This window comes from Streptomyces sp. NPDC088194 (assembly GCF_040702025.1).
Lineage (GTDB): Bacteria > Actinomycetota > Actinomycetes > Streptomycetales > Streptomycetaceae > Actinacidiphila.
In genome coordinates this window covers 1-23,657 of sequence record NZ_JBFBIV010000032.1, presented here as the reverse complement: position 1 = coordinate 23,657, position 23,657 = coordinate 1, and the positions used below count along the sequence as shown (strand labels likewise).

The 23,657-nt window shown below is 74.9% G+C and carries 23 protein-coding genes and 1 pseudogene; 15 read left to right on the top strand and 9 right to left on the bottom strand.

Features of this window, described 5'->3' with window-relative positions:
- Positions 1–118: 118 nt before the first annotated feature.
- The 3 genes from AB0399_RS19415 to AB0399_RS19405 all read right to left on the bottom strand — a co-directional run bounded on the left by AB0399_RS19415 (position 119) and on the right by AB0399_RS19405 (position 2,271).
- Entirely contained in the window at positions 119–892 is a 774-nt protein-coding gene (locus tag AB0399_RS19415; RefSeq protein WP_366412144.1) for an SMI1/KNR4 family protein, read from the bottom strand.
- A 117-nt stretch (positions 893–1,009) separates the two neighbouring features.
- Entirely contained in the window at positions 1,010–1,576 is a 567-nt protein-coding gene (locus AB0399_RS19410; RefSeq protein ID WP_366412143.1) for a GNAT family N-acetyltransferase, read from the bottom strand.
- The gene (locus AB0399_RS19405) at positions 1,573–2,271 is read right to left on the bottom strand and encodes a CGNR zinc finger domain-containing protein (RefSeq protein WP_366412142.1); all 699 of its coding nucleotides are present in this window, start codon (positions 2,269–2,271) and stop codon (positions 1,573–1,575) included. Before AB0399_RS19405 ends, AB0399_RS19410 begins: the two co-directional genes overlap by 4 nt.
- A gap of 56 nt (positions 2,272–2,327) precedes the next feature.
- Here AB0399_RS19405 and AB0399_RS19400 point away from each other — a divergent pair, with 56 nt between their 5' ends.
- The 3 genes and pseudogenes from AB0399_RS19400 (at position 2,328) to AB0399_RS19390 (ending at position 4,327) form a co-directional block, all read left to right on the top strand.
- Positions 2,328–3,617, top strand: a complete 1,290-nt coding sequence (locus tag AB0399_RS19400; RefSeq protein WP_366412141.1) for an MFS transporter — start codon at positions 2,328–2,330, stop codon at positions 3,615–3,617.
- A 159-nt stretch (positions 3,618–3,776) separates the two neighbouring features.
- A pseudogene (locus AB0399_RS19395) lies at positions 3,777–4,046 on the top strand (FAD-dependent oxidoreductase); the annotation flags it as partial.
- Between the two features lie 77 nt (positions 4,047–4,123).
- Positions 4,124–4,327 carry a hypothetical protein gene (locus AB0399_RS19390; RefSeq protein WP_366412189.1) on the top strand — a complete coding sequence of 68 codons (204 nt, stop codon included), beginning with the start codon at positions 4,124–4,126 and terminating at the stop codon, positions 4,325–4,327.
- Positions 4,328–4,682: 355 nt separating this feature from the next.
- Here AB0399_RS19390 and AB0399_RS19385 read toward each other — a convergent pair whose 3' ends face one another.
- Positions 4,683–5,129, bottom strand: a complete 447-nt coding sequence (locus AB0399_RS19385; protein WP_329372098.1) for a cupin domain-containing protein — start codon at positions 5,127–5,129, stop codon at positions 4,683–4,685.
- Between the two features lie 214 nt (positions 5,130–5,343).
- On the opposite strand from AB0399_RS19385, the gene AB0399_RS19380 reads away from it, so the two are divergent.
- On the top strand, positions 5,344–5,841 hold the full coding sequence (locus AB0399_RS19380) for a metallophosphoesterase (protein WP_366412140.1): 498 nt from the start codon (positions 5,344–5,346) through the stop codon (positions 5,839–5,841).
- Between the two features lie 16 nt (positions 5,842–5,857).
- Here AB0399_RS19380 and AB0399_RS19375 read toward each other — a convergent pair whose 3' ends face one another.
- From AB0399_RS19375 to AB0399_RS19360, 4 genes are all read right to left on the bottom strand, one after another.
- The gene (locus AB0399_RS19375) at positions 5,858–8,263 is read right to left on the bottom strand and encodes an FUSC family protein (RefSeq protein WP_366412139.1); all 2,406 of its coding nucleotides are present in this window, start codon (positions 8,261–8,263) and stop codon (positions 5,858–5,860) included.
- Between the two features lie 97 nt (positions 8,264–8,360).
- Positions 8,361–9,227, bottom strand: a complete 867-nt coding sequence (locus tag AB0399_RS19370; RefSeq protein ID WP_329374488.1) for a DMT family transporter — start codon at positions 9,225–9,227, stop codon at positions 8,361–8,363.
- Between the two features lie 291 nt (positions 9,228–9,518).
- Complete coding sequence (locus AB0399_RS19365) at positions 9,519–10,106, bottom strand: GNAT family protein (protein WP_366412138.1); 588 nt, start codon at positions 10,104–10,106, stop codon at positions 9,519–9,521.
- Positions 10,107–10,184: 78 nt separating this feature from the next.
- Positions 10,185–11,198, bottom strand: coding sequence for a LysR family transcriptional regulator (locus AB0399_RS19360; RefSeq protein ID WP_366412137.1), 1,014 nt, complete (start codon positions 11,196–11,198; stop codon positions 10,185–10,187).
- A 97-nt stretch (positions 11,199–11,295) separates the two neighbouring features.
- Between AB0399_RS19360 and AB0399_RS19355 the strand changes: the two genes are divergently transcribed.
- The 5 genes from AB0399_RS19355 to AB0399_RS19335 all read left to right on the top strand — a co-directional run bounded on the left by AB0399_RS19355 (position 11,296) and on the right by AB0399_RS19335 (position 17,536).
- Positions 11,296–12,576 (top strand): MFS transporter, encoded by a 1,281-nt coding sequence (locus AB0399_RS19355; RefSeq protein WP_366412136.1) that lies wholly within the window; start codon positions 11,296–11,298, stop codon positions 12,574–12,576.
- 227 nt (positions 12,577–12,803) lie between these two features.
- Positions 12,804–14,054, top strand: coding sequence for an MFS transporter (locus tag AB0399_RS19350; protein WP_366412135.1), 1,251 nt, complete (start codon positions 12,804–12,806; stop codon positions 14,052–14,054).
- A 444-nt stretch (positions 14,055–14,498) separates the two neighbouring features.
- On the top strand, positions 14,499–14,987 hold the full coding sequence (locus tag AB0399_RS19345) for a TrkA C-terminal domain-containing protein (protein ID WP_328460985.1): 489 nt from the start codon (positions 14,499–14,501) through the stop codon (positions 14,985–14,987).
- 6 nt (positions 14,988–14,993) lie between these two features.
- Positions 14,994–16,379, top strand: a complete 1,386-nt coding sequence (locus AB0399_RS19340) for a cation:proton antiporter (RefSeq protein WP_366412134.1) — start codon at positions 14,994–14,996, stop codon at positions 16,377–16,379.
- A 101-nt stretch (positions 16,380–16,480) separates the two neighbouring features.
- The gene (locus tag AB0399_RS19335; protein ID WP_366412133.1) at positions 16,481–17,536 is read left to right on the top strand and encodes a helix-turn-helix domain-containing protein; all 1,056 of its coding nucleotides are present in this window, start codon (positions 16,481–16,483) and stop codon (positions 17,534–17,536) included.
- A 61-nt stretch (positions 17,537–17,597) separates the two neighbouring features.
- On the opposite strand, the gene AB0399_RS19330 is transcribed toward AB0399_RS19335, so the two are convergent.
- A complete protein-coding gene (locus tag AB0399_RS19330) occupies positions 17,598–18,389 on the bottom strand; it encodes an isocitrate lyase/phosphoenolpyruvate mutase family protein (RefSeq protein WP_328460991.1) in 792 nt (263 codons plus the stop codon).
- Between the two features lie 252 nt (positions 18,390–18,641).
- Here AB0399_RS19330 and AB0399_RS19325 point away from each other — a divergent pair, with 252 nt between their 5' ends.
- The 6 genes from AB0399_RS19325 to AB0399_RS19300 all read left to right on the top strand — a co-directional run bounded on the left by AB0399_RS19325 (position 18,642) and on the right by AB0399_RS19300 (position 23,608).
- The gene (locus AB0399_RS19325) at positions 18,642–19,778 is read left to right on the top strand and encodes a Dyp-type peroxidase (RefSeq protein ID WP_366412132.1); all 1,137 of its coding nucleotides are present in this window, start codon (positions 18,642–18,644) and stop codon (positions 19,776–19,778) included.
- Positions 19,775–20,593 (top strand): family 1 encapsulin nanocompartment shell protein, encoded by an 819-nt coding sequence (locus AB0399_RS19320; RefSeq protein WP_329372078.1) that lies wholly within the window; start codon positions 19,775–19,777, stop codon positions 20,591–20,593. The genes AB0399_RS19325 and AB0399_RS19320 overlap by 4 nt, the downstream gene beginning before the upstream one ends.
- A gap of 144 nt (positions 20,594–20,737) precedes the next feature.
- Complete coding sequence (locus AB0399_RS19315; protein ID WP_366412131.1) at positions 20,738–21,238, top strand: methylated-DNA--[protein]-cysteine S-methyltransferase; 501 nt, start codon at positions 20,738–20,740, stop codon at positions 21,236–21,238.
- A 112-nt stretch (positions 21,239–21,350) separates the two neighbouring features.
- Positions 21,351–21,962 carry a sigma-70 family RNA polymerase sigma factor gene (locus AB0399_RS19310; protein ID WP_366412130.1) on the top strand — a complete coding sequence of 204 codons (612 nt, stop codon included), beginning with the start codon at positions 21,351–21,353 and terminating at the stop codon, positions 21,960–21,962.
- A 2-nt stretch (positions 21,963–21,964) separates the two neighbouring features.
- Positions 21,965–22,588: a methylated-DNA--[protein]-cysteine S-methyltransferase gene (locus tag AB0399_RS19305; RefSeq protein ID WP_329372074.1), complete on the top strand. Its 624-nt coding sequence runs from the start codon at positions 21,965–21,967 to the stop codon at positions 22,586–22,588.
- Between the two features lie 180 nt (positions 22,589–22,768).
- Positions 22,769–23,608: an SAM-dependent methyltransferase gene (locus tag AB0399_RS19300; protein ID WP_329372073.1), complete on the top strand. Its 840-nt coding sequence runs from the start codon at positions 22,769–22,771 to the stop codon at positions 23,606–23,608.
- Positions 23,609–23,657 lie beyond the last annotated feature (49 nt).

The window sequence follows — 23,657 nt, the reverse complement described above, 5'->3', positions numbered from 1 at the left end:
TCCCCGCACTCTTACCCGACAAGCGTCGAACGCGGAAGCGCCCGGTCGCGTTCCCGGTGTGCGGCGGCGCGCGAAGGGCCAGCGCCCGGGGGCGCCGAGGGCCCTGGCCCGGGGGCGGTCAGTCGTCGAGCCAGTCGCCGAACTGCGCCTCGCGGATCGGGTCGAGTGCTTCGGGGGTGCGGCCCCTGACACAGACGAACGCGTCGTCGACCTCGCGTATCAGGACGTCGGTCCCGACGAACCAGCGGCTGCCGGGTCCGAACGGCTGGAGCGGGTCGCACAACGCCGCCACCTCCGGCGCGAGCCCCTCCCCGTCGGTGTCCAGGAAGTCCGTGGGGGCGTCCGGGTCCATCAGCGCCTCGGCCATGACGATCTCGACGCAGGCCGCGGCCAGACTCGGCATCCACGGCTCCCAGCGCTCCTGGGACTTGTCCGCGAGGTCGGGCCGGGCGACGGTGCGGGGGTCGTCGCGCACCGCGTCGTCACGCGGCGCGTCCTGCCCCACGGCGTCCTCTCCCACGGCGTCGGGGCGCTCGTCGAAGTCGGCCAGAGGTATGCCCCAGTGGGCGCAGCCCTGGTTCTCCTCCCGGTAGACGAGCGCGCCGTCCCACACGTACAGCTCGTCGGGTGGCAGCAGCCGGTCCTGGTTGCTCGTCAGGTCGTCGCGCCGGCCGAACAGTTGGTACGCCTCCCGGAGCGCGGCCGGCAGCGTCAGGCCGAGGCGCCGCTCGGCGGCGTCGACGACCGCGGGGTCCCATCCGTCGCCCGCGCCCAGCGGCCGGCCCCAGTACGCGGCGAAGCCGGTGATGAACCACCAGGCGAGCGCGCGGTCGCGTGGCGCGGCGAGCATCGCGGGCAGCGCGGAACGGATGTCGAACGGCTCGAACTTCATACCCGCCATCGTAGGAGCGACCACTGACAGTGACCGTTCGCGCGGACGAGCAGGGGGGCGACGCGGTCGCCACGGGACGCCCGGAAGCGGGTAGCCGGGCAGCCGGCGGGACGGGGGTCAGTCCGCGGGCGGGGCGACGGAGAAGCGCAGGCACGCGACGGCGTGCGCAACGGCCGGCGGGTAGCGGTCCTCGCGGCTGACCGTACCGCCGGCGGACTCGGTGGCCTCGGCGGCGACCTGCGGCCAGAAGCGGGCGGCGACGTGGTTGGCGTGGTCGAAGTCGAGGACCCACCGGCCGGGGTGCCGGCGCAGGGTGTGGAGCGCGGCGAGGCGGCCCGTACCGTGCCTGCGGTGCCCCCGCAGTACGAAGAACTCGCTCATCTCCCGCTCGCCGTCCGGCAGTTCGCGGGTCATGGTGAATCCGGCCAGGGCCCCGCCCACCCGGATGAGGCACGCCTCCCGGCTCGGCTCGGTGAAGTACGCGTCGAAGTAGCGATAGCCGAACGTGCCCTGCGCGGTGATGTCTTGAGGGCGCCAGGCGGAGAAGTCGTACAGGTAGAGCTGGAGGAGGCGGGCCAGCACGGGCCGGTCGGGCGGCGTGACCGGGGCCAGTTCGATCGTGGAGCCGCTCGCCGGACCGTTCACCGGGCCGCTCGCGGGGCCGTTCACCGGGCCCTTCGTCATGACGACCGCCTCCCGACAGCCCGCCGCGCGGACAGCGGCACCGGCGACGGCACTTGCGGCGGGTCGGATGCTGCCGCGGCGCGCGCCCGGTGCACGGCGACCCGCTCGCGGGTGGCGCAACGGCGCGAGCAGTAGCGGCGGTTCGGGCCGCGCCCCTCGGTGACGTAGACGTTCGGGCAGCGCGGCGAGGCGCACACGCCGCCGGGCGGGCGCTGCCGGTCCCAGACCAGGACGGCGAGCGCCATGCAGGAGGAGGACAGGAACCACTCGGCCCACGGCGCGTCGTCGTCGCTGTCCAGGTGCGGGTGCCAGGGGCTGCCGCCGCCGTGCGAGGTGAGGCGGAGCGGGCCGGTGCCTGCCGCGAGCAGGCGGTTGAGGCGGGCCGCGGCCTCGTCGACGTGCCCGGCGGCGAACACCTCGCGCAGCAGGCCGGCGGCCGCACGCAGGTCGGCGAGGTCGGCGGCGGTGAAGGTGAGGGGTGCGGCCTCGCCGTACGCGCGCAGCACGGCGGCGACCGCGTCCCGGGTACGGGCGTCGGCGGCCTCGTTCGCCGCCGCGCCGACGGACACCTCGACACCCTGATCCGCCCGATGTCCCTCCACCGCAAGCGCGTTGACGAGGTCGGCGGTGCGCCTGGCGTTGGCCGCCACGGAGTGCCGGGTGGACCGGTCGTCGTACGGAGCCGGAGATGACATCCGCACACAGTAACGTATGTGGCGCATGTTTGAGTTACCTGCGTAACGTCACTCGCATGGAAAAGCGTCACGGTGGCCGCGCCCTGCGGTCGTATATCGGCGGCGCGGCCGCGGCCCGGGTCGGCGACGAGATGTCGGGGCCCGCGCTGCTGCTGGCGGGGCTGGCCGCCACCGGTTCGGCGTCCCGCGCGGCGGCGGTACCGGCCGCGCTGATGGTGTCGGCGGCGGCCGGAGGGCCGCTGTTCGGCGTGCTGCTCGACCGCTCCGCCCGCCCCGGACGTCTGCTGGCCGCCGCGCTCGGCGGCTACGCGGCCGCCCTTGCGGTTCTCCTCGCGACGCTGGACCGGGTGCCCATCGCCGCGACCGTTCTGCTCGGGGTGCTCGCCGGCCCGCTGGGACCCGCCCTGTCCGGCGGCTGGACCTCGCAACTCCCCCGCGTCGTCACCGCCGGCACGCTCGCGCGGGCGAACGCGCTCGACGCGATGACCTACGACCTGGCGAGCCTGGTCGGCCCCGCGCTCGCCGGGCTGGTGGCCGGGTTGTCGGGAGCGCCGGTCGCCGTCGCGGTCGCGGCCGCGCTCATCTGCCTGGCGCTGGCCCCCGCGTGGGCACTGCCGCGCGCACCCGCCGAGCCGACGGAACCCACCGAGCCCGACGAGCCCGCCGACCGGCGCCCGCCGCGCGCCTCGATCCGCGCCGACCTCGCCGCCGGGTTCCGCGCGATCCACCGCGCACCCGCGCTCGCCCGCGCGACGACCGCCTCCGTGGTGTCCTGCGTCGGCGCCGGCATGTTCATCACCTGCGCCCCGCTGCTCGGCGCGGCGTCGCTGGGCGGGGCCGGGCACGGCGCGTACCTGCTCTCCGGCGCCGCCGCGTCCGCGCTCGCCGCCAACACCCTCCTCGCCCGCCGGCCGCGCGCCCTGCGCCCGGACACCGTGCTGTGGTCGGCCACCGTCCTGCTCGGTGCCGCGCTCCTGCTCGCCGCGACGACACGCCCGCCGGCCCTCGCCGCCGCCGCGATCCTCGCCGGCGCCGGCCAAGGCCCGCAGCTCACCGCCCTGTTCGCGATCCGCCACCGCGACGCCCCCGCCCACCTGCGCGGCCAGGTCTTCACCACCGGCGCCAGCCTCAAGACCACCGGCTACGCCCTCGGCACCGCCCTCGCCGGCCCCCTCGCCACCCGCTCCCTGCCCGGCGCGCTCCTGACCGCCGCCGCCTTCCAGGCCCTCGCGGCCGCGTCGTTCGCGCTCGTCGGCCGCCGCCGCGACCGCCCCCCGGCCACCGGCGCCGAAGCGACAAGCGGTACGGAAGACGGCCGCACGCGGCCTGCTGACGCCCCCCGCTGACGAAGTCGGCCCAGCCGGTTGCGGCCGGGACGAACACCGCCGATACGAACGCGGCCCACCCGAGGCACGGTGTTCCCGACCGCGTCACGCGCTCGTCGCGGAACTAGTGTGGGCATGCCTGGAGCGGGAGTTCGCCCGTGATCATGGGAGGGGACGTCGGTGAGCACGGGATATGTGCAACGGCCCGCACGTGTCGCGGTCATCGGAGTGGGCGTTCTCGGCGCCCGCGTGGGCTGGAACCTGTCGCGGCACGGGGCCGAGGTGGTCTTCATCGACGCGGGCCGGCCGGGCGAAGGGTCACCAACTGGTCCTTCTCGTGGGTCGACGCCAGCAAACAAGACGGCACGCAGGTCCTCCTTCGACCTGAACGTCGCGGGCATGGCGGAATACCGTCAGCACGCCGAGACCATCGGACCGGCCCCGTGGTGGCACGAGGGCGGCAACCAGGGCCGCGCAGACCAGAGTTGCCGCGCCCGCGCCTCCCACCGCACCGCACCGCCGAGGCCGTGCCCGAGCACGTCACGCGAGTGCAGCGCCGGCGCGAGGGCGTGCGACACGATCACGCCGAGCACGGTGACACCGTCGGCGATCCGCGCCCGCAACGCGTCCTGGACCGCGAGCAGGACGCCACCGCCACGCAGACCGCGACCGCGGCACGGAATGACGGTCAGGTGACATGGCACGGCTCCCTTGCCGAACTCCAAGGGTGAGCACCGCCGGTGAGCAACACCCTGCCGGTCGCTGTGCGCTCGTCCGGTCGCAGGTTTCGTTACCCGACAACCCCGCCCGGGTCAGCGCGCCATCGGAGACGGGGTCGCGGTGGAGGTCACCCCCGGGTCGGAAGTCGGCGTCCGCCCCGTCGTCACCGGGCCGGCGATCGGCGGGAGGCGCCGCGGCATCACCCGTTCGGCGCAGCGCGCCCACCGCACGGGGCCCGGCCGTACGACGCCTGCACGGCACCTGACCTGCGCAGATGGGACACGGGGCACATCGACATGCGGCGCCCGCCCCCGCCGGACGGCGCCGCCCACCAGTCCGCGGAGCGACACGACCGCACGAGCGCCGCTATCGCCGCCGCAGCAGCGTGAAGTCCGCGAAGTCGAAGCCGGGGGTGACCACGCAGCTGACCAGCACCTCGCGGTCGGTGGCCGGCTCGGCGCGCTGCCAGGAACCGGCGGGGGCCACGGCGTGGAAGCAGGGGTCGGCGCCGGAGGCCGGGTCGGCGGTCAGCAGGTGCTCGGTGACGCCGTCGGGCGCGGGCCCGGGCTTGCTGGTGCGCAGCAGCAGCGGGCCGCCCTGCTGCCAGAACCACACCTCGTCCGATTCGACCTTGTGCCACTCGTAGTGCTCGCCGGGCGTGAGGAGGTAGTGGATCATGGTCGCGGAGGCGCGGGTGCCGCTGCCCGTGGGGTGCGCCAGGGGCACCGGCGAGGTGTAGATCCTGCGGTACCAGCCGCCCGCCGGGTGCGGGCTGAGGTCGAGCGTGCGGGCGAGTTCGGGTACGTGTGTCATCGTTCGTCGGCCTCCGTCGGAAACGTCGGGCCCGCCCCATTGTGCGGTACGCCCACGCTCCCGCCCGCGTGCCCGGCCCGGCGCGCGGGAGCCGCGTGGGACGATCGGGGGACGCGGCCCCGCCACCGGCCACCTCCACCGGACCCGTCCACCCCACCGCCATCGGCCACCGCCATCGGGCCGACCGCCCCGATCCGCGAAGGAGACCCCGCCCGTGCGCCTGCTGCTCACCACCGACACGCACGTGCCCAAGCGGGCCCGGGAGTTGCCGGCCGCGCTGCTCGTCGGGATCGACGCCGCCGACGTCGTCGTGCACGCGGGCGACTGGGTGGACGAGGCGACGCTCGACCTGCTGGAGGCCCGGGCGCGGCGGCTGGTCGCGGTGTACGGGAACAACGACGGCGCCGGACTGCGGGCGCGGCTGCCGGAGGTGGCACGGGTACGGCTGGGTGGCGTGCGGTTCGCGGTGGTGCACGAGACGGGCCCGGCGCGCGGGCGGGAGGAGCGCTGCGCGGCGCTCTACGAGGACGCCGACGTGCTGGTCTTCGGGCACAGCCACATCCCGTGGGACTCGGTGGCCGCGAACGGGCTGCGGCTGCTCAACCCGGGTTCTCCGACGGACCGGCGGCGCGAGCCGTACCGCACGTACATGACGGCGGAGGCGGACGGCGGGAAGCTCTCCGGCGTGACGCTGCACCGGCTGGAACCGTGAGCGGCGGGGCGGCCGTTCAGCCCGCGGGCCGGGCCTGCGCCGTCGCGCCGCCCGCACCGCCCGTGCCGCCTGCCGCGCGCCGGCTCGTGCCGTCGTCCTCCATCGGTGCCCGCAGCGGCCGGGCCAGCGCGGTGATGCCCTCGTCGAGGCGTTGCAGGTGGCGCAGCACGCGGTAGGTGACGGTGCCGGAGCGCAGGTTGCTGCTCCCGGAACCCTCCAGCATGGACGCGATACTCGGCCCGGTCCGCACCTCGGGCCCCTTGCGGGCCGCCGCGCGCTGGTCGGTGTCGCCCGCGGGCGGCGCGGCGGCCGTGGCGCCCGACACCGCGACCGCGACCGCCCGCTCCTTCGTCGACTCCTGCGCCTCGACGTGGCTGATGAGCGCGTCGATGTTGTGGGCGATGCGCGGGCCGACCGCGGCGAGCCGGGGATCGGCGGCCACGCTCCGGCTGTAGGGCACGAGTTCGGCGGTGGCCGCCAGGGCACGGGCGTGGTAGGCGCAGGTCTCCAGCAGGGCGACGAGGTAGCGGGCGGTGCGGCGGCGGACCCGCAGCGGGGTGATCGGGTAGGTGAGCGGGCTGGTGGAGCGGCGCAGGGCGTCCAGGGCGGTGTCGAGGTCGCGGGACATGTCGACGAGGTCGACGGCCGGGCCGCCGCCGAGCTGGTCCACCGCCGCCACGGACACGTCGCGCAACCGGGTCAGGACGGTGACGAGTTGGGCGTCGGTGTGCTCGTCGGTGCGGATCGGCAGGACCAGCACGGCGGCGATCACCCCGCACGCGGCGCCGAGCGCGGTCTCCTCGATCCTCAGCACCAGCACGGACAGGCTGTAGGTGTGCAGCAGGGTGTAGAGCAGCCCGAGCATGGCGGTGACGAAGAACGACATCAGCGTGTACGACACGGGCGCGGTGAAGAACATCGCGAAGATGAAGACCAGGACCAGCGCGAACGCGGTCCAGGTGTGGTGACCGATCGCGCCGGCGAGCAGGACGCCGGCGACGACGCCGCAGACGGTGCCGATCAGCCGCCGGTAGCCCTTGACCAGGATCTCGGCGGTGGAGGAGGTGTTGAGGAACACCACCCAGCAGGTCAGTACGGCCCAGTACCAGCGCTGCGAGGACAGGAACTCGCCGCCGAGGACGGCCAGCGCGGAGCCGGTGGCGACCTGGAAGGCGGCGCGGGTGCTGGGGCGGTCCAGGCCGGTGCGCACGCTGGGCGCGGAGTCGTCGGCCAGCGCCAGGTCCTCGGCCTCGAACTCCTCGCGGGAGCGTACGGTCTCGGGCGCGTCGTCGGAGTCGTCGCCGGGGCCGTCGAGGGCCATCCGCAGGCCGAGGACGGCGCGGGCGGTCTCGCCGATGCCGCGGAAGGCGTCCTGGATCGCGGGGGTGGCGCGGGGCAGGTTCGCGTCGTCGCGATAGGCGAGCAGGCGGTTGCGCAGGTGGGTGACGGCGGTGCCGCGGCCGTCCTCGGACAGGCGGGCGACGAGCAACTGGAGGGCGCGCATCTCCTTGCGCAGGGTGCGGACGGCCTCGTCCTCGTCGCCGAGGCGGCGCACCGGCGCGGGCAGTGGGGCGTTCGGCAGGTGCAGGGTGAGGGTGTCGGCGTGGCCGCTGCCGCGGGTGTTGAGCAGCAGGATGCCGAGCCGCTCTGCGGCGATCTCGGCGTCCACGACGCGGCGTTGGAGCTGGTTGGCGGTGGCCGGGTCGGAGGTGCCGTCCTCCAGCCTGGCCTGGATCATCAGGGCGCTCTCGTGCAGCCGTGCGGTGTCCTTGCGCAGGTCGGCGACGGCGCTGTCGAGGTGGTCGGCCGGGGACTCCAGCACCTCGCGCTGGGTGGCGACGAGTTGCACGGTGCGGGCCCGGAACGCCTGCCGCAGCCGGCGCAGGGTCCGCTCGGGGGTCTCGGGCACGAACGCGAATCGGGTCAGCGCGCTGCACGCGAACGCGATGGTCAGGGTGAGGCAGAGGCCGGGCAGGTCGGAGGGGGTGGCGTGCACGAACAGCGAGACGAAGTACACCTGGAAGCTGATCATGCCGATCGCGGTGTAGCGGTCGCCGAACCGGCGGACGTAGGCGCAGACGAAGATCAGCAGCACGAAGAAGATGTCGCCGACGACGACGTGCGGGTTGAGCAGCGAGCCCAGGGACACCGAGGCGAGCGCGGCCGGCAGCCCGAGCGCGAGGGTGACGGCCTGGTCGGGCACCCGCTTGTCGCGGATGGCGAACGTGGAGACCATCGCGGCCATCGCGCCGGCCACGAGCTGGGTCACCGGGGTGTCCATCACGGCGAGGACCAGCAGCGCCAGGCCGATCGAGCCGACCGTGCGCAGGCCGGCCATCAGCCGCAGCAGCCCGGGGTCGGAGGCCGAGTAGCGGTCCCACAGGTCCGTGAGCGCCCGTCGTGTGCCTCGTGTCCCTGCCATCGCCACTGTCGTGTTCCCTCGGCTGTTCGATCACGCCCAGCATCCCACGCGCGGCGTCCGGACCCGCGCGCGGCACCCCGTGCCGTTGCCGTGCCTGCTACTTCGTGCCCAGCTCGCGGGTGAGCCCGACCGACTTGGAGAGGTAGACGGTGCCGGCCACGACCATGGCCACGCCGAGGAGTTCGGGGAGGAACCACCAGCCGGTGCGGATGTGTTCGGCGTAGACGGTCAGCCCCAGCACCAGGCTGAGGGTCGCGTCGCCGAGGGTCAGCGCGGGCTGCGAGACGGCGATGGACCCGGACTGGAGGGAGTTCTCCAGCAGGAAGACGGCCGCGATCCCGCACAGCGCGAAGCCGTAGGTCTGCCAGGCCGCGAGGAACGCGCCGAAGCCGTGTGCGGAGAAGGTGTTGGCGGCGGACTTCATCAGCGCGGCGGTCAGCGCGTTGGCCGCGGCGGCGGCGACGCCGAGCAGCGCGGCGCGGACCGGACCGGCCCTGCGGTGCCGGGCGAGGGCGACCGCGGCCACGGTGAAGCCGCCCACGCCGGCGACCGCCGGCACCCAGCGGGCGAGTGACGCCTGGTCGGTGCCGCCGTCGGGGGCGGCGCAGGCCAGCGCGATGGCCAGCCCGACCACCATGCAGCCCACCGCGACCCAGCCGCGGCCCGGCAGGGTGCGCTGGAGCACGGGCATGGCGATCAGCAGCGCGAAGGGCAGTTCGAGCACGAACACCGGTTGGGCCAGCGCGAGCGGGCCGGTGACCAGCGCGAGCGCCTGGAACAGCGCGGCGAGGGCCACCCCGCAGATGCCCAGCAGCCACACCGACTGGTGCAGCATGTCCACCAGCAGCCGGAAGCGCATCGCGTCCTCGGCGGGCACCCGCCTGGCGGCTTTGCGTTGGAAGACGGTGCCGGCCGCGTTGCTGGCGGCACCGAGCAGCGCGAAGAGCACACACAGCACCAGCAGGGCGAACCTCCCGCAGCGTCCCTCACGGGTTCTCCGCGCGCGGGCGGAAAACCGTATCGAAGCGGCGCCGAAGCGGCAGCGCCGAACCGGCAGAGCATGCAGGACAGGACGTTACCCGTGGCGGCCCGCGCCGGGTGCCGCCGACATGCCGCAGGACGGGTGCGGGGTCGGCTGCACGCCGGAGGATCACCGGTCACGGGCGGAGGGTCGGCTGTCACGGCAGCGGACCACCGGTCACGGCGGAGGATCGGCTGTCACGGCAGCGGGCCACCGGTCACGGCAGCCGGTCGCCTATCGCGGTATCGGCTCCGCGGGGCTCGCCGGCAGTTCGATCCGCCAGTCGTTGCACCTGATCGGGTTCCCCTTGGGGTACTCGAAGCCGACCTCGCCGAGCAGGGTGAAGCCCGCGCGGCGGCACACCGCGTTGGACGCCGGGTGGTCGACGGACGGGTACGCGTGCAGGTGGCGGCGGGTGCCGATGGTGGCCGCCCGCTCGACCACGGCCCTGGCCGCGGCGGCCGCGATGCCGTGGCCCTGGAACTCGGGGAACACACCCCAGCCGGTCTCGTAGACCGGTTCCTCCTGCCAGACCCGCCCCCAGAACCCGATGGAGCCCACCGCCTCCTCGGCCGGACCGGCACCCGTGTCCGCGCCGATGTTCGCCATGACCACGTACATCCGGCCGCCGTCACCGTCGAGCCGGAGGTAGCGCTCCTGGCGAGCGAGCAGCTGCGACTCGCTCTCCGGGCCACCGAGATGCTCGGTCATCTCCGCCGAGTTCGTGCGTCTCAACACCCACAGGTCACCCTCCTCCCACTCCCTCAGCCGCACCGTCACCGGCGCCGCCGGTCGTCCGTCCACTGCCCGCACCTCGCTCATGTCCGGACCCTATGCCCGCCCACTGACAATGCCCCTGGCCAGCAGGAACGCCGGAGCGGTGGGCTCGCCCGGGTGGCGTCACCTCGGCAGCAGCGCGCCCTTGCGGCCGAGCAGGAACGCCTTGAACGCCGCGACCGGCGCGGTGTCGCGCTGCCCGTCCAGCCACGCCACGCCGATCTCGCGTACGGCGCGCTGCCCGATGAGGTCGAGTTCGGTGACGCCGGGGCGGGGCACCGCGGGCGGCGGCAGCAGCGACACGCCGAGGCCGGCCGCGACCAGCCCGCGCAGCGTCTCCGCCTCCTCGCCCTCGAACGCGATCCGCGGCGCGAACCCGGCCTCGGCGCACAGCGCGTCGGTGATCCGGCGCAGCCCGTACCCCGCCTCCAGGGTGACGAACGGCTCGGCCGCCAGGTCCGTGAGGTGGACCCGGCGCCGGTGGGCGAGGCGGTGCCCGGCCGGCACCACCAGCCGCAGCCGCTGCTGGTCCAACCGGCGGACGACCAGGCCGGGTTCGGCGGGCAGCGGCGAGGTCAGGCACAGGTCGAGGGCGCCGGCCCTGAGCCGTTCGAGCATGGCCTCGCCGTAGGTCTGCACGAGGTGGAAGCGGACCCGCGGGTGGTCGGCGCGGAAGGCGCGCAGCAGCGCGGGGACGGTCTCGGGGCCGAGGGTGTGCAGGAAGCCGAACGCGACCCGGCCGCTGCCGGGGTCGGCGTCCACCCTGACCTCCTCGGCGGACCGCTCCACCTCCGCGAGCGCGCGTTCGGCGGCCTGCTGGAAGGTCAGGCCCGCGCGGGTCAGCCGCAGCGTGCGGCCCTGGCGGGCGAAGAGGGTCACCCCGAGGTCGGCCTCCAGGCGGGCGACGGCGCGGCTGAGGGTGGACTGCGGCATGCCGAGGTGGTCGGCGGCCCGGGTCATGTGGGCCTCGCGGGCGACGGCGGCGAACTGGGCGAGGCGCGGGGCGAGCAGTACGGCCCAGGCGCCAGGGGACAGTTCGGCGGGGGCCGGGGCGGGAACTGGAGCCGGGGCGGGAGTGGAAGCCCCACCCGGCTCCGCCGCCGTGCCCGCGCCTTCTTCCTCGTCGTCGCCGCCCACGGAACTCCCCTCCGTACTGCGCTGATGCTGTGACGGATCGATTCTGCCCCTTCCATGCATTGGACGCATGCGAACCGGGGCCCCTAGCGTCGCTGTCATGGACCCCGCAGATACGGGAGCGGCCGTACCCGGCGCGGGCACGGCCGCTCGGCCCACCGGCGCCGGAGCGCCCGTGCACACGGCCCCGGCCGACTCGGCCGACCCGGCCGACGACCGGCTCCGCGCCGGCACCCCCGCCTACCGCCGCGCCAACCTCGCCCTGTTCGCGGCCGGCCTGGCCACGTTCGCGCTGCTGTACTCCACCCAGGCGCTGCTGCCCGCGCTCTCCGCGGGGCTGCGGCTGTCCCCCGCCCAGGCGAGCCTGACCGTCTCGGCGAGCACCGGCGCCCTCGCGCTCACCTTGCTGCCGGCGAGCGCGCTCAGCGAGAAGTACGGGCGGACCCGGGTGATGACGGTGTCGGTGTTCACCGCGTCCCTGCTCGCCCTCGCGGTGCCCTTCGCGCCGAACCTCGCGGTGCTGGTCGCCCTGCGCGCCCTCCAGGGCGTCGCGCTCGCCGGGCTGCCCGCCACCGCGATGGCGTACCTCGCCGAGGAGGTGCACCCCTCCGCCGTGCCCTCCGCGATCGGCCTGTACGTCGCCGGGAACTCCATCGGCGGCATGAGCAGCCGGGTGGCCGGGGGCGCGCTCGCCCAGGCGTACGGGTGGCGTACGGCGCTGTTCGCGGTCGGCGCCACCGCGCTGGTCTGCGCCGTCGCCTTCCGCCTGCTCGCCCCGCCCGCACGCCACTTCAGCCCCGGGTCGATCTCCCCGGCCGCGCTGGGCCGTACGGTCACCGGTCACCTGCGCGACGCCCGGCTGCGCCGCCTGTACGCGGTGGGGATGCTGTTCATGGCCGTGTTCGGGGCGGTGTACACGGTGCTCGGGTACCGGCTCACCGCCGCCCCGTACGGGCTGTCGCAGTCCGCGATCGGTGCGGTCTTCCTGGTCTACCTGGTCGGGACGGGTACGTCCGCCGCGTCCGGGGCGCTCACCGCGCGGGTGGGGCGGCGCGGTGCCTTCGCGGTGGCGCTCGCGCTGTGCGGGGGCGGGCTCGCCGTGACGTGGGCGCGGCCGCTGTGGGCCGTGCTGGCCGGGCTCGTCCTCATCACCGGGGGGTTCTTCATCGGGCACGCGGTCGCGTCCGGCGCGGTGAGCCGTACGGCTCTGACCGGGCGGGCGCAGGCGTCGGCGCTCTACCTCACGGCGTACTACATCGGGAACAGTCTCGGGGGGACGCTCGGGGCTTCCGCCTACCACCTCTCCGGGTGGACAGCGACCACGCTCCTCGCGTTCCTCGCGCTGCTCCTCGCCGCGCCGGCGGCTTTGCGGCGCCCCTGACCCCCGGGGTTCCCCGCCCCCGTCCCGGGACCGCCCCTCGGTGGCGGCGCTGGTGGCGCGGTTCCCCGCGCCCCTGCCGGCTGAGGCCCTCCGTGGCCGCGCGAATGGTAGGTTCGGGGGATGTTCTTCCTCTGTGCGTAGGGCGCTGGGTGCGCGCCGCCCGTCGGTGAGTTGACGGGTGAGGTGCGCGAGACGGCCCATGCCACTGCGTATTCCAGGGGATACCCATGTCTTCGCCAGATCCGGCGGCGTCCTACGCCGCCGTGTTTCGCCTGCCCCATGCCCGTGTCACGTTCGGCGCCGCGCTGGCGGGCCGGTTCGGGTACGGGGTGCTCGGTCTCGCCCTCGTGCTCTCACTGACCGCGGCCGCCGGCTCGTTGGCGGCCGGCGGGCTGCTGTCGACGGTGTTCGGGACGGTGTCGGTCGTGCTGGGCCCGGCACGCGCCGACCTCGTGGACCGCTGGGGCGCCCGCCGCGCCCTGCCCTCGCTGGCCCTGCCGTTCGCGACGGCGCTCCTCGCCCTGGCGTGGTGCGCGGGCCCGTACTCGGGGGCGGCGGGCCGCCCGGGTACGGCCGTGCTCGCGCTGCTCGCGGCGGCCGCGGGCTCGCTCTGCCCTCCGATCGGGCCGACGATGCGCGCGGTGTGGGGCGCGCTGGCGCCCGACGAGGCTTTGCTGCAAAGGGCGTTCAGCCTCGACACCGTCGCGGAGGAACTGCTCTTCCTGGTCGGCCCGCTGATCGCGGTGGCGATGCACCCGGTGCCGGCGCTGGCTCTGTCGGGCCTGCTGATCGCGGCGGGCTCGTGCGCGCTGGCGGCCTCCCCTGCGGCGCGGCTGACGGCGGCGCCGGACCCCGGTGCGCCGCAGGGGCGGAAGGGCAAGGTGCGGAGCCGGCTGCGGCTGCTGTCCGCGGAGGGTGCGGGCGTACGGCGGGCGGCCGGCGCGGCGCTGGCCGTGGGCGCGTGCCTGGGCGGCATCGACCTGTATGTCATCGCGTGCGCGGACCGGGCGCACCACCCGGGCGCGGTCGGGTGGGTGCTGGCCGGCCAGTCCGCGGGCAGCGCGATCGGGGGGCTGCTGCACGGGCGGATGACGTGGCGGCGCTCGGCCGCGGGAAGGCTGTCGCCGCTGCTGGCGGCGCTGGCCGCGCTGCTCGCCGTGGACGCGGCCGCCTCGGGCGTGCTGCCGCTGCTCGCGGTGTGCGTCGCGGCGACGGGCACGCTGATGGCGCCCGCCTTGTCCACGGCCTACCTGGCGGCGGCCCGGCTGGCCCCTGACGGCACCGCGACCCGGGCCACCGGCTGGGTCAACTCGGCGGTGAACGCCGGTTCGTCGGCGGGCGGCGCGCTCGCCGCCGTCCTGGTGGCGACGGCCCCGCTGCCGGTCTGCTTCCTGGCGACCGCGGCCGTACCGGCGCTCGGCGCGCTCAGGGCAGGAGTCCGCGGGCGGAATGGGCAGGTAAGGACCACGACCCCCTGATTTCGCCCATTACCTCATACGGTACAATTCTTTACCTGACCAATACCAACGGGCAGGTGAGCGGGAGGGATGGCGGCATGGTGCGGTACGAAGCGACCACCGCGTGCCCACCCGTCGTTCCCGGCGTTCTGCGGGGTGGACCGGCGGGCAGCGCATGGGCGATGCCCGCCGGGTGCGCGCCACGCGACCGGGTTCCCGATATCGGCGCCTGAGGTCCGCGCGGTTCCTCCGCCGGACCCGGCGCCCCGCACCCTGTCCCCCACGTGGCGTCTCCGCCGTCCGTGGCGGGTTCGCACGACCCGGGACCGTGGCCTGGCGCGTCGTGCCCGGCCGCCGCCAGGCGGCCGGGCCGGTGCGAAAAGCACGCCCCGCGCACCTCTCCGCACGCACACACGCACCAGCAGGATTCCGTCCCCCACCCCCGTACGCCCCTTGGAGCACGCCATGGGCCTGTCGGCTCACGTTCGCAAGACCCCGCTGCCCGGTGTCGGCAGCCGCTACGACCTCGACACCGACGCCGGCGGGCACCTGTCGGTCGTCGTACACCAGGACGGGCGGCGCGTGCTCGCGCTGCGCGACCCGCAGGACGACGACGCGTGCACCGACGCGGTCCCGCTGACCGAGGCCGAGGCCGGGGCGCTGGCCCGGCTGCTGCTGCCGGACCCGGTGGCGAAGCTGCGCCGCGCGCAGGTCGGCATCGACCTGGTCACCGAGCGGATCGAGATCGACAGCCGGTCGCCGTACGCCGGCCGCACGCTCGGCGCCACCCAGGCACGTACCCGCACCGGCGCCTCGATCGTCGCGGTGCTGCGGCGGACCTCGGCGCATCCGTCGCCGGCCCCCGACTTCCGTTTCGCGCTCGGGGACACGCTCGTCGTCGTCGGCACTCGCGAGGGCGTGGACGCCGTCGCCGAACTCATCACCGGAGGATAGCCGCCCGTGCACAACACGACGTCCATGCTCGTCGAACTCGGGGCGATCATCCTCGCCCTGGGCCTGCTCGGCCGGTTCGCCGGCCGGGTGGGTTTCTCCCCGATCCCCCTCTACCTGCTCGCCGGGCTCGCCTTCGGCCAGGGCGGCATCCTCCCGCTGGACGCGAGCGAGGACTTCGTCGCCACCGGCGCGGAGATCGGCGTGGTCCTGCTGCTTCTCCTGCTGGGCCTGGAGTACAGCGCGTCGGAGCTGGTCACCAGTCTCAGGACCCAGTACCCCTCCGGCGCGGTGGACTTCGTGCTCAACGCGGTACCCGGCGCGGTCGCCGCGCTGCTGCTGGGCTGGGGCCCGGTCGCCGCGGTGGCGCTGGCCGGTGTCACCTGGATCTCCTCCTCGGGCGTCATCGCGAAGGTGATGCGCGACCTGCGCCGGCTCGGCAACCGGGAAACCCCGGTCATCCTGGGCGTGTTGGTGATCGAGGACCTGGCGATGGCGCTCTACCTGCCGATCCTCACCGCGCTGCTGGCCGGCGCCGGTCTGGCCGGCGGCACCGTCACCCTGCTGATCTCGCTGGGCACGGTCGGCGCGGTCCTCTACCTGGCGCTGCGGCACGGCCGCTTGATCAGCCGGGCGGTCTCCTCGGACAACCCCGAGATGCTGCTGCTCGTCGTGCTCGGCCTGACCCTGCTGGTGGCGGGTGTCGCCGAACGCCTCCAGGTCTCCGCGGCCGTCGGCGCGTTCCTGGTCGGCATCGCGCTGTCGGGTGACGTCGCCGAGGGCGCGAGCAACATCCTCACCCCGCTGCGCGACCTGTTCGCCGCGGTGTTCTTCGTCTTCTTCGGACTGTCCACGGTCCCCGCCGACATCCCGCCGGTGCTCGTGCCCGCGCTGATCCTCGCGCTCGTGACCGCCATGACCAAGGTCGGCACCGGCTGGTTCGCCGCCCGCCGGGCCGGCATCAAGACCCCGGGACGATGGCGGGCCGGCGGCACCCTGGTGGCCCGCGGCGAGTTCTCCATCGTGATCGCCGGGCTCGCGGTCGCCAAGGAGCCGCGCATCGGCCCCCTCGCCACCGCCTACGTGCTGATCCTGGTCGTCCTCGGCCCGCTCAGCGCCCGCTTCACCGAGCCCCTGGCCCGCCGCGTCACCGCCCATCTGCCGCGCCGGTTCGCGCCCGCCGCGCAGCCCGCATCGGCCGGCCCGTCCGAGGCCGCGCCCGCGCCCACCGGTGACGCGGCGCCCGATGCCACGCACGATGCGGCGCCCGATGCCACGTCCGGCAGCGAGGCCGGCGCCGGCCCCGAACCGGATCTCGGGTCCGACCTCGAAGCCGAACTCGGGCCCGAAATCGGCCCGGAGATAGGGCCGGAGGCCGCTCCCGCGAAGAGCTGACCCGAGGCCCGCACACCGCGCACCACACCCGCCCATCCGCCGCCGTGACCGGCGGCCCCGCGCACCAACTCCCACCGGCACCGGCGACGATCGGGGGCACCATGACCGTGGACAACCTGCCGCAGACCTTCCTCACCGGCTATGCCGAGGTGCTGCTCAAGGCATCGGCCACCGGACGCCGACTCACCCGGGAGGAACTCAGCAGCCACCGGGCGATGGGTGCGCGGGCGGCCGAGGCGGGCTACGACTGGCGGCAGATCCTGCGCGAACACCTCGCGGCCGGGCGGGTCGTACGGCCGCGCTCGGCCGCGGACCTCGACGGCGTGCTGGCCACCGTCGGACAGGCGCTCGACGCGTTCGCCGACGGCTACCAGCGGGCCCAGCGCGCGGCCGCGCACACCCATGACACGGCCCGGCGGGCGTTCATCGGCGGCCTGCTGTCCGGCACCTTCGACCCGGAGGCGCTGGCCGTGGACGCCGAGCGCTTCGGCCTGCAACTGTCGCACGCGCACAGCGTCGCGGTGGCGGTCGGCCCCGAACCGTACGACGACACGCACGCGGTGACGCGGAAGGTCAGCACCGACACGCTCAGCCGGTTCGGCAGCCGCGGGGTGCTGCTCGCCGCGGTGGACGGCGCGCTGGTGTGCGTGACACCGGGCGGGCAGGACGACGTGCCGGCCCACTTCGCCGAACGCGCGGTCGCCGCGGGTGCGGTCCGGGTCGCGATCGGCCGCGCGCGGCAGGGCGCCGCGGGGTGCGGGCACTCCTACCGCGAGGCGCTGGGCGTGCTGTCGGTGGCCGACCGGATGGCGTTCGAGGAGCCCGTCCTGCACGCCGTCGACCTGCTGGTCTTCCCGGTGCTGACCCGCGACCGGCAGGCCCTCACCGACCTCGTGCAGACCATGCTCGGCCCGCTGGAACAGGCGCGCGGCGGCGCCCGACCGCTCCTGCGCACCCTCGCGGTGTACTTCGACGCCGGGTGCGTGACCGCCGAGGCTGCCCGGCGGCTGTCGCTGAGCGTCCGGGCGCTGACCTACCGGCTACAGCGCGTCCGCGCGCTGACCGGCTCGGACCCGGCCGACCCGCGCCACCGCTACGCGCTCCAGACCGCCGTCATCGGCGCGCGCCTGCTCGACTGGCCGGAGAACGGCCCCTGATCGGCCCGGACAGCCCCTGAACGGCCCCGGTCGACCCGGCCGTGAGGGGAGCACCCCCCGCTCAACGGCCGCCGGTGCGCTCGTAGCCGACCAGCCGGGCCTGCAGTTCCTTGTACGGGGTCGCGCCCGGCAGGTCGGTGCGGCCGTCGCGGACGGCGGCGGCCACGGCGGTCGCCGCGTGCACGGCGGCGCGGTAGGGCAGCGAGCCCGTGCTGACCCGGCGGACCCCGAGGCCGGCCAGGTCGTCCAGGGTGAGGTCGGGCACCACCAGCACGTTGAGCGGGACCGGGATGCCCGCGGCCAGCTCGCGCAGCACCTCCGGGTCGGTGGCGCCCGGCACGAACACGCCGTCGGCGCCCGCCCGGACGTAGGCCGCGGCGCGCTCCAGCGTGGCGGGGATCTCCGCCTCGGTGCCGAGCCAGTACGTGTCCACCCGGGCGTTGACGAACAGGTCGGGGCAGCGGTCTTTGACGGCGGCGACCTTCGCGGCGTGCGCCTGCGGCGCGACCAGCCGTTCGGCGGTGCTGTCCTCCAGGTTCACCCCCGCCAGGTTCGCCCCCGCCGCTTCGAGCCGCGCGACGTACTCCGCGACCTCGGCGGGGTCGTCGCTGTAGCCGTCCTCGACGTCCATGCTGAGGTGGGCGGGCAGCCCGCTCAACGCGCGGGCCAGCGCGAGGTTCGCGTCCTTCGTGGCGCGGCCGCCGTCGGGCCGGCCGAGCGCGGACGCCACCCCGAAGCTGGTGGTGCCGATCGCCTCGAAGCCTGCGTCGGCGAAGGCCAGCGCCGACGGCACGTCCCAGGCGTTGGGCAGGACCAGGGGCCGCGGGCCGCGGTGCAGGTCTCGGAACGTCATGGTCCGCACGTTAGCCCCTCACTGGTCGCGCCCCTTGGTTCACGGCTGGTTTGCGGCCCGCTTTTCGCGGAAGAAGCCCAGAATCCAGGGCACGGAGGCGCTCACCGGGAGCCCGCCACCCGCCGGTGGCCCCTCGGCCGGCAGAACGCACCGGCCGCGGGGGACACGCCCGGGCACTCCCGGTGAGCGGGGGTCCTGGGCAGTAGGGTCCAGGTGATTCACCGGACGCCGCCCGCACAGGGGAGAGTTGGATTGGCCACCGAGCCGGAACCGCAGCCCGTACTGAGCCCGCTCACGTCCGCCGCGATCTTCCTCGTGGTGACGGTCGAGGACGGCGGCGAGCAGACCGCGCGCGAACTGCTCGCGGACCTCGCCGGGTTGACCCGCGCCATCGGGTTCGGCGCGCCCGACGGCAAGCTGAGCTGCGTCGCCGGGGTCGGGTCGGCGGTGTGGGACCGCCTGTTCGACTACCCGCGGCCCGCGGGCCTGCACCCGTTCACCCCGCTGGAGGGCCCGCGGCACCGCGCGGTGGCCACCCCGGGCGACCTGCTGTTCCACCTGCGGGCCACCCGCCTCGACCTGTGCTTCGGGCTGGCCGCCCAGATCATGGACCGGCTGCGCGGCTCGGTGGTCGTACGGGACGAGGTGCAGGGCTTCAAGTACCTGGACGTACGCGACCTGCTGGGCTTCGTGGACGGCACCGAGAACCCGGTCGGCCCGGCGGCGCGCGAGGCGGTGCTGATCGGCGCGGAGGACCCGCGGCACGCGGGCGGCAGCTATGTGATCGTGCAGAAGTACCTGCACGACCTGGACGGCTGGAACGCGCTCCCGGTCGAGGCGCAGGAGCGCATCATCGGCCGGACGAAGGCGACCAACGTCGAACTGGACGAGGACGACTCGCACGTCGCCCTGAACACCGTCACCGGCCCGGACGGCGAGGAGCAGGACATCCTGCGGGACAACATGCCGTTCGGCAGCCCGGGCCGCGGGGAGTTCGGCACGTACTTCATCGGCTACGCCCGCACCCCCGACGTGACCGAGCAGATGCTGCGGAACATGTTCCTGGGCACCTCGGCCGCCTCCCACGACCGCATCCTCGACTTCTCCACCGCCGTCACCGGCACCCTCTTCTACGTGCCGTCCGCGGACTTCCTCGACGACCTGCCGGACGCCCCGGGGAGCGGGACCGCGGCCGGGGCCACGGTCGGGTCCGCAGTCGGGTCCGCGGCCGGGTCCACGGTCGGGTCCGCCGCGCAGCAGGCGTCCGGCCCCCCGTCCGTACCCGCGCAGGCGCCCGTACCGGAACCCGCGCCGGCATCCGCCCCCGCACGGTCCGCCGCCGACGGCAGCCTCGGCATCGGCAACCTGAAAAGGAGCACGCCCTCGTGAACAACCTGCACCGCGAACTCGCCCCCATCTCCGACGCCGCGTGGGCCGACCTGGAGGCCGAGGCCCGGCGCACCTTCGCCCGCAACGTCGCGGCCCGCCGCATCGTGGACGTGCCCGAGCCCGGCGGCCTCGAACTGTCCGCGGTGGCGACCGGGCACCTGGACGAGATCGCCGCGCCCGGGCACGGCGTGACCGCGCGCACCCGCCGCTCGCAGCCCGTGGTGGAGCTGCGGGTGCCGTTCACCGTGGACCGCGGCCAGGTCGACGACGTCGCGCGCGGCGCCAAGGACGCGGACTGGCAGCCGGTCAAGGACGCGGCCAAGCAGCTCGCCTACGCCGAGGACCGGGCGATCTTCGAGGGGTACTCCGCCGCGGGCATCACCGGCATCCGGGCGGCCTCGTCCAACCCCGAGCTGACGCTGCCCGCGGACGTGCGGGAGTACCCGGACGCGATCAGCCACGCCGTCACCACGCTGCGGCTGGCCGGTGTCGACGGCGCGTACACGCTGGCGCTGAGCGCCGACGCGTACACCGCGGTCAGCGAGACCTCCGACCACGGCTACCCGATCCACCAGCACCTCGCGCGGCTGCTGGACGGCGAGATCGTGTGGGCGCCGGCGATCGACGGGGCGTTCCTGCTCGCCACCCGCGGCGGCGACTTCGAGCTGCGGCTCGGCCAGGACGTGTCGATCGGCTACCTCGGCCACACCGCCACCACCGTCGACCTGTACTTCCAGGAGTCGCTGACGTTCCTGGTGCACACCGCGGAGGCGGCCGTGGCCCTCCAGCCGTCGTCCAAGCCCACCGCGGTCTGAGCGGACGGCTCGAAGGGTTCAGGCACTTCACGCAGCTCAAGCGGTTCCCGGGGGCCCGGATCTCACGTTCCGGGCCCCCGCCGCGTCTACGGTGTGTCGGCGGTCCGCACCGAGGGCCGCCAGGAGACGTGGAGGAGAGCGGCGATGAGGACGCACACCGTGGTCGACTCCCCGGTCGGGGAACTGGTGCTGGTGGCCGAGGACGGCGCGCTCAGCGGGCTGTACTTCGCGCACCGGCACCGGGGGCGGCCGAAGCCCGAGGAGTTCGGCGCGCGCGACGGCAGCGGGTTCGACGCGGCCCGGCAGCAGATCGAGGAGTACTTCGCGGGCGAGCGGCGGGAGTTCGCGCTGCCGCTGGCGCCCAAGGGCGACGACTTCCACCGCAGGGTCTGGGACCTCATCGCGGCGATCCCCTACGGCCGCACCCGTACCTACGGGGAACTCGCCGCCGACCTGGGCGACCGGCAGCTGGCGCAGGCGGTCGGCGGCGCGGTCGGCGCGAACCCGCTGTCGCTGGTGGTGGCGTGCCACCGCGTGGTGGGCGCGGGCGGGAAGCTCACCGGGTACGCCGGCGGGCTGGAGCGCAAGCGGTTCCTGCTGGACCTGGAGGAACCCGCCGAGGAGAAGGAGGCGCGGCTGTTCTGAACGGCGGGGCCGTGGTGCCCGGCGACGCCGGCGACGGCCACCCGGCGCGGGCCGGCCGCACTTTCCCCGGCCGGCGGGCTCACGTTCCGACCGCCCGGAGCGTTGACAGGGTGTGAGCAAGCCACCGTTCGAACAGATCGTGACCGAGCACGGGCCGGTGGTGCTCCGGGTCGTCCGTGCCGTCCTGGGCCCGCACGACGCGGAGGACGCCTGGTCGGAGACGTTCCTCGCGGCGCTGCGGGCGTATCCGGAGCTGCCCGGGGACGCGAACGTGGCCGCGTGGCTGGTGACCGTCGCGCACCGCAAGGCGATCGACGTGACGCGCGCCAACGCACGCCGGCCCGTACCGGCCGGTGTGCTGCCCGAGCGGCCGAGCGCCGCCGGCCGGCCCGAGGACTGGGACCCCGATCTGTGGCGCGCCCTGAAGGCGCTGCCCGAGCGGCAGCGGCACGCGGTGGCGTACCACTACCTCGCCGGGCTGCCCTACAAGGAGATCGCCGCCGTGACGGGCGGCAGCACCGACGCGGCACGCCGGGCCGCCGCCGACGGCATGCGGACGCTGCGCCGCACCTACCCGGCACATCCCGACCCCGACCCCGATCCGGAAACGGACACCCGTACCCGCACCGGGACCGGGACCAGCACCGGGACGGACACGAGCACAGGCACGGGCGGTCGTGGAAGCACGGCCGCCGACAACGAGACGGGAGCGAAAGGACGATGACCATGACTGCCACCGAACCGGCCGGGCGGGACCCGTTCGCCGGGCTGCCCGAGCACGACACCGAGGCGATGGCGCGGCTGCACGCGCGGCTGGCCGAACGCGCGGTCCGCGCGGGCGTGCTGGACGTCGCCTACCGGACCCTGGACACCCCGGCGGGCACCCTGCTGCTCGCCGCCACCGACGAGGGCGTGGTGCGGATCGCGTACGCGGTGCAGGACCACGCCGCGGTGCTCCAGCAACTCGCCGACCGGGTCAGCCCGCGCGTGCTGCGCGCGCCCGGGCGGCTGGACGAGGCGGCGAGGCAGCTCGACGAGTACTTCGCCGGGCACCGAAGGACGTTCGAACTGCCGCTGGACTGGCGGCTTTCGAAGGGCTACCGGCGCGAAGTGCTGAGCCTGCTGCCCACCATCGGCTACGGTCGCACCGAGAGCTACGCGCAGGTGGCGGCCGCGTCCGGCAGCCCTCGGGCGGTGCGCGCGGTCGGTACCGCGTGTGCCACCAACCCGCTGCCGGTCGTGGTGCCCTGCCATCGCGTGGTGCGCTCCGACGGCTCCCCCGGGCAGTACGCCGGCGGCGCCGACGCCAAGCGGCTGCTGCTCGCGCTGGAGGAGGCGGCGGCAGCGTGACGGCGGCCCCTCCGCCCCCGTTCAGGGGTGGCGCGAGGGGTCCGCCACCGGATAGGACAGGGTGGCACCGGGTAGGACCGGTGCCACGGAGCCGCAAGGGGCTCGACGGGCCGGCGACGACGTCGGCAGGGCCGCCCGGCCCGATGAGAGTGGTAGCGAAACGAAGGATGGGGGCCGCGCGTGGCCGAGGAAGAAGCGACATTCGCCGAGGAGACCGACCTTTCCGACCGGTTACGGCAGGACCTCCCGCACAGCGCGCGGATGTACGACTACTACCTGGGCGGCAAGACCAACTACGCGGTGGACCGGACCGCCGCCGAGGACGTGATCCGCCGGTTCCCCTCGATCAGGACCGTCGCCCGGGTCAACCGCTCCTTCGTGCACCGCTCGGCCCGGTTCCTCGCCCGCGAGCGCGGCATACGCCAGTTCCTCGACATCGGCACCGGCATACCCACCCAGCCGAACCTGCACGAGGTCGTGCAGCGCGAGGTCCCGCAGGCCCGGATCGTCTACGCGGACAACGACCCGATCGTGCTGGTCTACGCCGACAACCTGCTGAGCAGTTCGCCCGAGGGCGCCACCGAGTACGTCGAAGCCGACGTCACCGACCCGACGGCGCTGCTCGCCGCGGTGGAGGCGGCCCAGTGCGTGGACTTCTCGGAGCCGATCGGCCTGAGCCTCAACGCGGTGCTGCACTTCGTGCCCGACGCGCGGGACGCGTACGGCGTGGTGGAGGCCCTGGTCGGCCGGCTCGCGCCAGGCTCGTACCTGGCCCTGTCGCACTGCACCCCGGACTTCGACCCCGACGCCTGGGCGACGATCACGGACATCTACACCCAGGGCGGCACCCCGCTTCAGGTCCGCACCAAGTCCGAGGTGGAACGGTTCTTCAACGGTCTGGAGCTCGTGGAGCCCGGCGTGGAGGTCGCCCACCAGTGGCGCCCGGAGGCGGGCGAGGGCCCCTCGCTGGTCACCAACGCGCAGTCGTCGCTGTACGCGGGCGTGGCCCGCAAGAGCTGACCGCGACCGCACCGGCCGAGACACGTCGAGCGCCAAGGACCTTGGGAGC

Bases quoted from the DNA above. Each gene is read 5' to 3' on its own strand.
- AB0399_RS19385 (WP_329372098.1), bottom strand. From the start codon at position 5,129: ATGACACACGTACCCGAACTCGCCCGCACGCTCGACCTCAGCCCGCAC.
- AB0399_RS19305 (WP_329372074.1), top strand. From the start codon at position 21,965: ATGACTGCCACCGAACCGGCCGGGCGGGACCCGTTCGCCGGGCTGCCC.
- AB0399_RS19350 (WP_366412135.1), top strand. From the start codon at position 12,804: ATGTCTTCGCCAGATCCGGCGGCGTCCTACGCCGCCGTGTTTCGCCTG.
- AB0399_RS19410 (WP_366412143.1), bottom strand. From the start codon at position 1,576: ATGACGAAGGGCCCGGTGAACGGCCCCGCGAGCGGCCCGGTGAACGGT.
- AB0399_RS19330 (WP_328460991.1), bottom strand. From the start codon at position 18,389: ATGACGTTCCGAGACCTGCACCGCGGCCCGCGGCCCCTGGTCCTGCCC.
- AB0399_RS19345 (WP_328460985.1), top strand. From the start codon at position 14,499: ATGGGCCTGTCGGCTCACGTTCGCAAGACCCCGCTGCCCGGTGTCGGC.
- AB0399_RS19400 (WP_366412141.1), top strand. From the start codon at position 2,328: ATGGAAAAGCGTCACGGTGGCCGCGCCCTGCGGTCGTATATCGGCGGC.
- AB0399_RS19355 (WP_366412136.1), top strand. From the start codon at position 11,296: ATGGACCCCGCAGATACGGGAGCGGCCGTACCCGGCGCGGGCACGGCC.
- AB0399_RS19315 (WP_366412131.1), top strand. From the start codon at position 20,738: ATGAGGACGCACACCGTGGTCGACTCCCCGGTCGGGGAACTGGTGCTG.
- AB0399_RS19415 (WP_366412144.1), bottom strand. From the start codon at position 892: ATGAAGTTCGAGCCGTTCGACATCCGTTCCGCGCTGCCCGCGATGCTC.
- AB0399_RS19335 (WP_366412133.1), top strand. From the start codon at position 16,481: ATGACCGTGGACAACCTGCCGCAGACCTTCCTCACCGGCTATGCCGAG.
- AB0399_RS19375 (WP_366412139.1), bottom strand. From the start codon at position 8,263: ATGGCAGGGACACGAGGCACACGACGGGCGCTCACGGACCTGTGGGAC.
- AB0399_RS19405 (WP_366412142.1), bottom strand. From the start codon at position 2,271: ATGTCATCTCCGGCTCCGTACGACGACCGGTCCACCCGGCACTCCGTG.
- AB0399_RS19365 (WP_366412138.1), bottom strand. From the start codon at position 10,106: ATGAGCGAGGTGCGGGCAGTGGACGGACGACCGGCGGCGCCGGTGACG.